Annotated in this window: 7 protein-coding genes; 1 reads left to right on the top strand and 6 read right to left on the bottom strand. The window is 69.2% G+C overall.

The window, feature by feature from the left end; translation table 11 throughout:
• Window positions 1-97: 97 nt before the first annotated feature.
• The 4 genes from nifJ to WBL05_RS06610 all read right to left on the bottom strand — a co-directional run bounded on the left by nifJ (window position 98) and on the right by WBL05_RS06610 (window position 6,760).
• Entirely contained in the window at window positions 98-3,697 is a 3,600-nt protein-coding gene (gene nifJ / locus WBL05_RS06625; RefSeq protein ID WP_424224619.1) for a pyruvate:ferredoxin (flavodoxin) oxidoreductase, read from the bottom strand.
• Between the two features lie 75 nt (window positions 3,698-3,772).
• Window positions 3,773-5,047, bottom strand: coding sequence for a threonine ammonia-lyase IlvA (gene ilvA, locus WBL05_RS06620; RefSeq protein WP_424224618.1), 1,275 nt, complete (start codon window positions 5,045-5,047; stop codon window positions 3,773-3,775).
• Complete coding sequence (locus WBL05_RS06615) at window positions 5,037-5,882, bottom strand: aldo/keto reductase (RefSeq protein ID WP_424224616.1); 846 nt, start codon at window positions 5,880-5,882, stop codon at window positions 5,037-5,039. Before WBL05_RS06615 ends, ilvA begins: the two co-directional genes overlap by 11 nt.
• 2 nt (window positions 5,883-5,884) lie before the next feature.
• A complete protein-coding gene (locus tag WBL05_RS06610) occupies window positions 5,885-6,760 on the bottom strand; it encodes a Sir2 family NAD-dependent protein deacetylase (protein WP_424224614.1) in 876 nt (291 codons plus the stop codon).
• Window positions 6,761-6,935: 175 nt separating this feature from the next.
• On the opposite strand from WBL05_RS06610, the gene nhaA reads away from it, so the two are divergent.
• Window positions 6,936-8,294, top strand: coding sequence for a Na+/H+ antiporter NhaA (gene nhaA / locus WBL05_RS06605; protein WP_424224613.1), 1,359 nt, complete (start codon window positions 6,936-6,938; stop codon window positions 8,292-8,294).
• On the opposite strand, the gene metG is transcribed toward nhaA, so the two are convergent.
• Together metG and WBL05_RS06595 are read right to left on the bottom strand one after the other, a co-directional pair.
• Window positions 8,291-10,081, bottom strand: coding sequence for a methionine--tRNA ligase (metG, locus tag WBL05_RS06600; protein WP_424224611.1), 1,791 nt, complete (start codon window positions 10,079-10,081; stop codon window positions 8,291-8,293). The two genes, nhaA and metG, sit on opposite strands and share 4 nt — an antisense overlap.
• Window positions 10,082-10,588: 507 nt before the next feature.
• The coding region (locus WBL05_RS06595) for a DUF4440 domain-containing protein (RefSeq protein WP_424224609.1) at window positions 10,589-11,087 on the bottom strand (499 nt) is incomplete at its 5' end.

Below are 11,087 nucleotides of genomic sequence, written 5' to 3'. Positions count from 1 at the left end.
CTCCAGGGCCTGCAGCGACTCCAGGCGTCCGGTCAACGGGCTGCAGGACGCGATGATCGGCGTCCGCAGCGCCATCGACAGGTACCTCGTGGTCAGGTCAGGCATCTCGGTCCTCCTTCGGGCCGGGTTCGGGTTGCGGCAGGCCGACCGGGTCGCCCGGCAGCACTCGCTGGACGCCGGCCAACTGGCTGTAGTAGCGCCACCGCTCATCGGCGTCCGCCTGGGCCAGCGCGAACAGCTCGGCCGCCCGTTCCGGGTTGGCGCGCTTGAGCATCGAGTACCGGGCCTCCTGGCTCATGAAGTCGGCCACCGAACCGGTGGGCGCCCTGGAGTCGAGGTGCAGCGGGGTGCTGCCCTCCTCCTCGCTGGGCCGGAACCGGTACAGCGGCCAGTAGCCGGTGGCGACCGCGTCGGACTGGTGGGTCATCGAGGTGCCCATGTCGATGCCGTGCGCGATGCAGGTCGAGTATGCGATCACCAGGCTGGGGCCGTCCCACGCCTGCGCCTCCAGCAGCGCCCGCACGGTCTGCTGCTGGTTGGCACCCATCGCGATCTGGGCGACGTAGACGTTCCCGTAGGCCTGCGCGATCATGCCGAGGTCCTTCTTGGGCGACGACTTCCCGGCCGACGCGAACTTGGCGGTGGCGCCGCGCGGCGTCGCCGAGGACGCCTGCCCGCCGGTGTTGGAGTAGACCTCGGTGTCGAGCACCAGCACGTTGACGTTGCGGCCCGAGCCGAGCACGTGGTCGAGCCCGCCGTAGCCGATGTCGTAGGCCCAGCCGTCGCCGCCGACGATCCAGACGGTCTTGTCGACCAGCTCGTCGGCCAGGGTCGACAGGGTGGCCGCCCGCGGGTCGACGAGATCCGACAGCACCTGCCTGAGGTGGGCCACCCGTTCCCGCTGGGCGGCGATGCCAGCCTCGTCGGACTGGTCGGCGCCCAGCAGGGAGGCGACCAGGTCGGTGCCCAACTGGCCGGCCAGGTCGCCCAGCAGCCGGCGGGCCTGGGCGTTCTGCATCTCCCAGGCCAGCCGGATGCCCAGCCCGAACTCGGCGTTGTCCTCGAACAGCGAGTTGCTCCAGGCCGGACCACGGCCGTCGGCGTTGGTGGTGTACGGGCTGGTCGGCAGGTTTCCGCCGTAGATGGACGAGCAGCCGGTGGCGTTGGCCATCACCAGCCGGTCACCGAAGAGCTGGGTGAGGGTGCGGATGTAGGGGGTCTCGCCGCAACCGGAGCAGGCCAGCGAGAACTCGAACAGCGGCTGCAGCTGGGCGGCACCCTTGACCTGGTCGTTGCGAACCCTGGTGCGGTCCATCTCGGGCAGCCCGAGGAAGTAGTCGAAGTTGACCCGCTCACGTTCCAGGTGATCCCGCCGCGGCGCCATGTTGATCGACTTGTGCTTCACCTCGGTTTTCGACCGGGCCGGGCAGATGTCGACGCAGATGCCGCAACCGGTGCAGTCGTCGGGGGCCACCTGCACGATCAACTGGTGGTTGGTGAGCTTGCGGTCCTTGTACAGCTTGGACTGGAAACCCTCCGGCGCATCCACCAGGTTCGACTCGGGGGTCACCTTGATGCGGATCGCGGTGTGCGGGCAGACGATGGCGCATTTGCCGCAGTCGATGCACAGGCTCGGGTCCCAGATCGGGATCTCGGCGGCGATGCCGCGCTTCTCGTACCTGGAGGTGCCGCTCGGCCAGGTACCGTCCACCGGCATCGCCGAGACCGGCAGCAGGTCGCCCTCGCCGCGCAGCATCACCGCGGTGACCTGCTTGACGAAGTCGGGCGTTGATTCGGGCATCGGCGGCATCCGGTGGACGAGCCCGTCCGCGGTGGCCGGGATCGCCAACTGGGCCAGGGCGGCCACGGACGCGTCGATGGCGGCGTAGTTGCGCTCCACGATAGTGCGGCCACGGCGTCCATAACTGGCCTCGACCGACGACTTGATCCGGGCCAACGCCTGCTCGCGCGGAACCACCCCCGACAGGTAGAAGAAGCAGGGCTGCATGACGGTGTTGATGCGCTTGCCCAGGCCGGCCTCGCGGGCCACCGCGGCAGCGTCGATCACCCACACCTTCAGGTCTCGGTCGAGGATCAGTTGCTGCACCTCCACCGGCAGCTCGTCCCAGGTTCGCTCACCGTGCGGGGAGTTGAGCAGCACAGTCGCGCCGGGCTTGGCGATGTCCAGGGTTCGCAGCTGGCCGAGCAGCTCGAACTGGTGGACGGCCACGAAGTCGGCGGCGTCGATCAGGTAGGCCGACTTGATCGGACGGTCGCCGAACCGCAGGTGGCTGACCGTGGTGGCACCCGACTTGCGGGAGTCGTAGACGAAGTAGCCCTGTGCGAACCGGCCGGCCTCCGAGCCGATGATCCTCACGGTGTTCTTGGCCGCACCCACGGTGCCGTCGCTACCCAGACCGTAGAAGACCGCGGCCAGCGCGTCGCAATGCACGTCGAAGTCGTCGGGGATCGGTAGCGACAGGTGGGTAACGTCGTCGTTGATGCCGACGGTGAACCTTGGTTTCGGTTCCGGCCCGGACAGCTCGGCGAACACGGCGGCCGCCATCGCAGGGTTGTACTCCTTGGACGACAGGCCGTAGCGCCCGCCGATCACCTTCGGCATCCCGGCGTTGAAGTGCCGGCCGTTCTCGGCGGCGCTGACCATGACGTCGGCGAACAGCGGCTCACCGGTTGCGCCGGGCTCCTTCGTCCGGTCGAGCACCGCGATGGCGGTGGTGGTGGCCGGCAGCGCGGCGATGAGTTCGGACGCCGGGAACGGCCGGTACAGCCGCAACGTCGCCGCGCCCACCCGCTCGCCGCGCGCGACGAGTTCGTCGACGGCCTCGCAGGTGGTTCCCCACGCCGAGCCCATCACCACCACGACGCGTTCGGCGTCCGGCGCCCCGTGGTACTCGACCAGCGAGTACTTGCGTCCGGTGCGGGCTGCCAGTTCGTCGAAGACGTCGGCTACGATGCCCGGCACCGCGTCGTGGTAGCGGTTGGCTGCCTCGCGGGCCTGGAAGAAGACGTCCGGGTTCTGGGCGGTGCCGCGCACCTGCGGGGCATCCGGGGTCAGCCCGCGGGCGCGGTGGGCCAGCACGTCCTCCTCGCGCACCAGTGCACGCAGGTCGGCGTCGGCGAGGAGCTGGATCTTGTTCTCCTCGTGGCTGGTGCGGAAGCCGTCGAAGAAGTGCAGGAACGGCACCCGGGATCGCAGCGTTGCGCTGTGGGCGACCAACGAGAAGTCGTGGGCCTCCTGCACGCTGGACGCGCACAGCATCGCCCAGCCGGTCTGCCGGGCGCCCATCACGTCGGAGTGGTCACCGAAGATGCTCAGCGCATGGGTGGCGATCGTGCGGGCGGCGACGTGGATCACCGCCGGGGTCAGTTCGCCGGCGATCTTGTACATGTTGGGGATCATCAGCAGCAGGCCCTGGGAGGCGGTGAACGTCGTCCCCAGCGTGCCCTTGGTGATGGCGCCGTGCAGGGTGCCCGCCGCGCCGGCCTCGGACTGCATCTCGATCACCTCGGGCACCTCGCCCCACAGGTTCGTCCGACCGGCGGCGCTCCAGGCGTCCGACGCCTCGGCCATCGCCGACGAGGGGGTGATCGGATAGATCGCGATGACCTCGCTCAGCCGGTGCGCGACCCGCGCCGCTGCCTCGTTGCCGTCCATCGTCTCCCACTGCAGACTCACCTGTCCAGCTTCGCACATCGGCTGTTGCGGGCTTTCGGGAGGTCTGCGCCGCCGGCGGCGTCCGGCGTCCCGGGTTCAGACCAGGAAGCGGTAGAACGGGCTGTCCGGGTCGATCGCCTCGACCTGCAACTGCGAGTTCTGCATCCTGCGCAGCAGCTCGGGCAGCGAGGCCGGGTCACCCAGTTCGACGCCGACCAGGGCCGGGCCCACCTCCCGATTGCTGCGCTTGACGTACTCGAACAGGGTGATGTCGTCGTTGGGGCCGAGCACCTGGTCGAGGAAGCTGCGCAGCGCCCCGGGTTCCTGCGGGAACTGGACCAGGAAGTAGTGCTTGCGTCCCTCGAAGACCAGGGAGCGTTCGACGATCTCGGAGTAGCGCGAGACATCGTTGTTGCCGCCGGTGACGATGGCCACCACGGTCTGGCCCGGCTCGACGGCCACCTGGCGGCGCAGCGCGGCGGACGCGAGCGCACCGGCCGGTTCGGCGATCACGCCGTCGGTCTGGTACAGGTCGAGCATCTCGCTGCAGATCTGGCCCTCAGGCACCGTGGCCCACTCGCAGCCCTTCTGCTGGATAATCGGCAGGGTCAACGCCCCGGCGGTGCGCACCGCGACCCCGTCGGCGAAGGTGTCGATGTGGTCCAGCCGTACCGGGTGGCCGGCCCACAGGGCGGCCTGCATGCTGGCCGCACCGGCCGGCTCGACCCCGATCACCCGGGTGGCGGGCCAGCGTTCCCGCATCCACGCCAGGCAGCCGGCCAGCAGCCCCCCGCCACCGACCGGGACGAGCAGCACGTCGGGCGCCAGCCCGATCTGGTCGACGATCTCGGGGGCGACGGTGCCCTGGCCGGCGATGGTGCGCAGGTCGTCGAAGGCGTGCACCTTGACCGCACCGGTGGCCTCGGCCTCGGCGGCGGCCGCGGTGGCGGCCTCGTCGTAGGTGTTGCCGACGAAGACCAGCTCGATCCAGTTGCGGCCCAGCGCCAGCATCCGGTCACGCTTCTGCCGCGGCGTGGTGGTCGGGCAGAAGATCCGGCCCCTGATGCCGAGGTGCGCGCAGGCGTAGGCGACGCCCTGACCGTGGTTGCCCGCGGACGCGCAGATCACCCCGGCGGCGCGCTCGGCCGCGGTCAGGGTACTCATGAAGTAGTAGGCGCCGCGCAACTTGTACGAGCGCACCGGCTGCAGGTCCTCCCGCTTGAGCAGGATCTGCGCGCCGGTGAGTTCACTCAGCCGGTCGTTGCGGATCAGTTCGGTGCGCCTGGCCACTCCGGCCAGGTTCGCGGCAGCAGTCTCGATATCGGCAGCGCGCAGGTTCACCGCCCCATTGTGGCCCAACTCAGCGGTCATCCAACTCCACCCGGTCAGGATGGGAGCCGACCCGGCGGTCCTGGTCGAGTGAGTTCAGCAGCGCCATCTGCCGTTCGGTGAGCTCGAAGTCGAAGACATCGGCGTTCTGGGCGATCCGGTCACGGCGGGTCGACTTCGGGATCACCACCAGGCCGCGCTGCAGGTGCCAGCGGATCACCACCTGCGAAGGGCTGCGCCCGGCGTCGTGGGCCACCTGCAGTACCCGCCGTTCGGCGAGCAACTGGCCGCGCGCCAGCGGCGACCAGGCCGCGGTCGCGATGCCGAGGCGTCCATGCAGTTGCACCAGTTCGCGTTGCGGCAGGTAGGGATGCAGTTCGATCTGGTTGAGGGCCGGCGCGACCCCGGTGGCGTCGATGATCGCCTGCAGGTGGGACGCCTGGAAGTTGGATGTGCCGACCGCGCGGGCCCGGCCGTCCGCCTCGAACTCGAGCAGGGTGCGCCAGGTTGCGACGTAGTCGGTGCTGCGGGCCAGCGGCCAGTGGATCAGGAACAGGTCGACCTGGTCGACCCGCAGGTCGTCCAGCGTCCGGGCGAACGCGTCCCGGGCGGCCTGCGGCTGGTGATAGGGGTTGTCGAGCTTGCTGGTGATGAAGACCGCGTCGCGGGGCAGGCCGCTGTCGGCGATCGCAGCGCCGACCTGGGCCTCGTTGCCGTACATCTGGGCGGTGTCGATGTGCCGGTAGCCGGCCTCCAGCGCATCGCTGACCGCGCGGTAGGCGTCGTCGACGCCGATCAGGTAGGTGCCGAAGCCGAGTTGTGGAATCAGCAGCCCGGTTCGCAGCTGGATGTTCGGGGACGGTAACGCGTTTGCCATCGTCAGACCTCCGCCACCAGCGTAGCCAGCGCCCGGCCCACGTTGAGGTCGAGCCGGACGCTGGCAAGTTCGTCGGCCCGGGTGGCGCCGTGGTTGATGACGATGACCGGTTTGCCCTGCTTGGCCATCGTCCTTGCGAACCGCAGCCCAGACATGACGGTGAGGCTCGACCCGGCGACAAGCAGGGCGCCCGCGCCCTCGCACCAGGCCATCGCGGTCGCCACCCGGTGCCTGGGTACGGTCTCGCCGAAGAAGACCACGTCTGGTTTGAGGATGCCGCCGCAGAATTCGCAGTCGGGCACCTGGAACCCGCGCCAGTCGGCCACCTCGGCGTCGGCGTCCGGACGCAGCTCGGCGTGCTCGAGGAACGGCTTGATCCTGACCTGCGGGTTTGCCTCGGCGAGCCGGTGCTGCAGGTCGGCGCGCGAGACCATCCGTCCGCAGCGCAGGCAGATCACGTCGGCGGAACGGCCGTGCAGGGTGACCAACCGCCGCGAGCCGGCCGCCTCGTGCAGTCCGTCGACGTTCTGGGTGATCACCCCGACCAGCGGGCAGGGCCGGCCCGAGTGCTCCCACTTCGCGATCGCGTGGTGCGCGGTGTTGGGTTCGGCGCGCGACATGGTGGCCCAGCCCTGGTAGTTGCGGGCCCAGTATCGCTGCCGGGCGGTCGGGTGGCCGGTGAACTCGGAGTACAGCATCGGGGTCGCCCGCATCGAGTTGGGTCCTCGATAGTCGGGCACTCCGGACTCGGTCGACACGCCGGCGCCGGTGAGCACCACCGCGCTGGACGCCCCGGCCAGCAACCGGTGGGCATCTTCGAGGGTGCCGGTCAAGTGGTCGCTCGGCTGCCACTGGCTGGTGGGGCGATCCTTGAGCACGCCTTGAGCCTAACCGGCCGCACCAGCCCCGCCGCAGACACCGATCCGGGGTGCGCCCGGCGATCCGGGGTCGGGAACGGGCCGCCTTGGTAGGCTGGGCGTCAGGTGAGCTGGGAAGTCTGGTCAGCCGTGGCGTGGCAGCCGCGTCCTGTTCCGACCAGCATTGGGGACACCGATGACCCAGCAGACCCGAACCATCACCCACTGGCAGCGCGTCGGCGGTCTGCTGCGCACTGAGTCGGTGGGCGGCATCCTGCTGTTGATCGCGGCCGTGGCGGCGCTGGTCTTCGCCAACAGCGGTCTGCAGGACGGCTATTTCGCCTTGCGCAGCACCTACCTGGGCGCCGAATTGCCAGGTCTGGACCTGCGGTTGTCGGTCGGCCACTGGGCGGCGGACGGGCTGTTGGCGGTCTTCTTCTTCATCGCCGGTCTGGAACTCAAACAGGAGTTCGTGGCCGGCGCGCTGCGCAACCCGGCCCGGGCGGTGTTGCCGGTGGCAGCGGCATTCGGTGGGGTCGCGGTGCCGGCGGTCATCTACGCCTTGGTCAACCAGCCCAATCCGGAGGGCCAGGCCGGCTGGGCGATCCCAACCGCGACCGACATCGCCTTCGCAATGGCGGTGCTGGCCGTGATCGGGTCGAGTCTGCCGATCGCGATGCGCACCTTCCTGTTGACCCTGGCGATCGTGGACGACCTGATCGCGATCACCATCATCGCGATCTTCTACACCTCGCAGCTCAACCTCGGTTACCTGTTCGCGTCGCTTGGGGTGGTGATCGGCTACGGGGTGGTGGCCAACCTGTGGGAGCGGCGGCTGCGAAGCCGGCTGGCCGCGACGTGGCTGGTCCTGTTGCCGATCGGCATGGTGGCCTGGGCGCTGCTGCTGAACTCGGGGGTCCACGCCACCATTGCCGGCGTCCTGCTGGCCTTCACGCTGCCGGTGCATCCTCGCGGTCGGCACAGCCGCGAGGAGGGGCTGGCACACCGGCTGGAACACCACATTCGCCCGCTCTCGGCCGGATTCTGCGTGCCGGTCTTCGCGTTCTTCTCAGCCGGGGTGGCGGTAGGTGGCTGGTCGGGCCTGACCAGCTCGCTCGGCGATCGGATCGCGCTGGGCATCATCCTCGGCCTGGTGGTGGGCAAGATGGTCGGCATCACCGGGACGACCTTCCTCGCCACCCGCTTGCGTGGCATCGATCTGGACGAGGATCTGTCGTGGCTGGATGTGCTGGGGCTGGCGGCGGTGGCGGGTATCGGGTTCACCGTGTCGTTGCTGGTGAGCGAACTGAGCTTCGGCCAGGGCAGCCCGTTGGACGACATCGGCAAGGTGGGCATCCTGACAGCGTCCCTGCTGGCCGCCGTGCTGGCGTGCGTCATCCTGATTCCGCGCAACCGCCGGTTTCGCCGACGTGCGCTCGCCGCGCTGGCCGATCTGGACGCCGACGGGGTGCCGGACATCTTCGAGGCGCCCGGCAGTGCCAGCCGGGACCACCCCGGTGGCCAGGGGTGGTCGGCCGGCCGCTCGTCGGGCTAACCGATTGGCGCCCACTCCGGGCCGGTCTCGCCGAGCGAGTCGTCCAGCTTGCGGAACAACGGAGTCGGCTTGTGCAGCGGCGTGCCGGCGACGATCGGCCGGGACTCCCAGCGGGCCTGCTCGGCGGTGTAGTCTCCGGTCAGCACCGGGTAGGACGCCGTCCCCTCTCCCTCGTCCACCTGCCGGATCTCGGGTTGTGCCGCCCACACGCCCGTGCCGCCGAGCAGCTCGAAGACCTGTTGTGCGGAGTGCGGCAGGAACGGGGTGAGCAGTGTGTTGGCGTCCGAGACCACCTGCAGGGCCACGTGCAGCACGGTGTCGCGGCGGTCCGGGTCGTCCTTCATCTTCCACGGCTCGCTTTGCGAGATGTACTGGTTGGCCAGACTGACCACCCGCATCGCCTCGGTGATCGCCTGCTTGAACTTCTGGTGGGCGAGCAGGTCGCCGACGACATCGAAGGCGGCCCTGCTGGCGGCGAGCAGTTCGCTGTCGACGGGGCTGAGTTCGTGGGCGGGCGGAATGGCACCGTTGTTCTTGTTGGCCATCGAGACCGACCGGTTGACCAGGTTGCCCCACTCGTTGGCCAGCTCGGTGTTGTTGCGCCGGACGAACTCGTCCCAGGTGAAGTCGGTGTCGCGGGCCTCCGGACCGGCCACCGCGATGTAGTAGCGCAGCGGATCGGGCCCGAACTCGCGCAGGAAATCGCGGACATAGATGACGTGGCCGTGCGAGGTGTCGACCTTGGAACCCTTCATGGTCAGGAACTCGCTGGACACCACCTCGGTGGGCAGGTTCAGGGTCTGGAACCAGTCGCTTGGCATGCCGCCGCGGCTGCCGGCACCGTTGGCCCCCAGCAGCATGGACGGCCAGATCACCGAGTGGAAGACGATGTTGTCCTTACCCATGAACATGTAGCAGCGGGCGTCCTCGTTGTTCCACCAGGCCCGCCAGGCGTCCGGGTCGCCGATCCGGTTGGCCCACTCGATGGACGCCGACAGGTACCCGGTGACCGCGTCGAACCAGACGTAGATGCGCTTGAGCTCCTCGTCGCTCCAGCCCTCGACCGGGATCCGGACGCCCCAGTCGAGGTCGCGGGTGATGGCCCGGGGCTTGAGCTCCTTGACGTAGTTGTAGGAGAAGTTGAGCACGTTGGGCCGCCAGTCGACGCGGGAGTCGAGCCAGGCGTTGAGCTGCTCGGCGAAGGCGGGCAGGTCGAGGAAGAAGTGGGTGGTCTCACGGAACTCGGGAACCTCACCGTTGACCCGGGAGTGCGGGTTTATCAGGTCGATGGGGTCGAGCTGGTGGCCGCAGTTGTCGCACTGGTCGCCGCGGGCGAACTCGAACCCGCAGATCGGGCAGGTGCCCTCGATGTAGCGGTCGGGCAGGGTGCGGCCGGTGGACGGTGAGATCGCGCCCAGCAGCGAGCGCTCGACGATGTAGCCGTTCTGGTACAGCTTGCCGAACATCTCCTGCACCACCGCGGCGTGATTGGCGGTGGTGGTGCGGGTGTACAGGTCGTAGCTGAGGCCCAGCCCCTGCAGGTCCTCGACGATGATGCCGTGGTACTTGTCGGCGGCCTCCTGCGGGGACAGGCCCTCGGCCTCGGCCTTCACCTGAATTGCGGTGCCGTGCTCATCGGATCCGGAGACCAGCAGCACCTGGTGGCCCGACATACGCATGTACCGCGCGAAGACGTCCGAGGGCACCCCGAAGCCGGAGACGTGCCCGATGTGACGGGGCCCATTGGCGTAGGGCCAGGCAGCGGTGGCGAGAATGTGAGCACACATGCCGCACAGTTTAGGGGGACACCGTAGGTGGTCCTGAACCAGTGCCGTGGGACGGCCGAGGTGTCCGGACCGGATTCCGAACCCGGCCTGCTGACGCCTCGGCCGCCCCACGCATCTGGTGGGCCCGTTGTGCTGTCTGAGGATCTGCCGGCGCCTCAGCCGCCCGCCGAGCTGTGGGGCACGACCCATCGGCTGCCTGCGCGATCTGCCAGCTCCTGGGCCGCCCGCTGAAGTGTTGGGGCCGACCGGATCCGCTGCCTGCGAGATCTGGCACCTGAGCGGCCTCATCAGGAGCGACTGGGCATGTCAGGGTTCGGAAAACGGCACGCTGGATTACGCTTACATCGTTTCAAGGCGCGATTTCGGTCAACGAGGGTGCCATTTCCGGAATTCCCGGCGGGGCAGCCAACCCGGGCCGGGTAGGCGCGCCAGCGTGTCCGGGGCGGGAGCGGCCCATGACCTCCCGCTACCTGGTGCGAGCGACCCAGCAACCACCTGGCGCAGCCACTACCTGGCGACCGGCGTCCCCTGAGCGAAACGCAGCCGCCACTCGCCCTCACTGCGCTGCCAGACCGAGCTGCGCAGCCACTCGGCATGCCCGCTCACCGCTCGCCAACGCAGCAGAATGATGTCGTCGGCCAGCCGGTCGGCACCGATCGGCTCATAACGCACCCGCATCGGCATCGGCTTGATCTCGGCGAGCAGCCGGCTGCGAGTCCAGATCCGACCCGATGAACCGAACTCGGTGAACTGGGGATGCAGCAGCGCCCTGACCCGATCGGGGTCGCTGCGCACCCGGTCGGTCAACAAGGCCTTCTCCCGGTCCACCACGCCGAGCACATCGGCGTCCGCGTCATCAGTCGGGCGGGCGGCATCCGCTACCGGGTGGGCGGCGTCCGCGTCATCAGTCGGGCGGGCGGCATCCGCTATCGGGTGGGCGGCGTCCGCGTCATCAGTCACGCGGGCGGCGTCCGGGCCTGAAGTCAGGCGGGCGGCATCCTCAGTC

The sequence above is a fragment of the Brooklawnia sp. genome (genome assembly GCF_049651565.1).
Taxonomy (GTDB): Bacteria; Actinomycetota; Actinomycetes; order Propionibacteriales; family Propionibacteriaceae; genus Brooklawnia.
The sequence above is the reverse complement of the archived record's forward strand: the minus strand, read 5'-3'. Positions and strand labels throughout refer to the sequence as shown.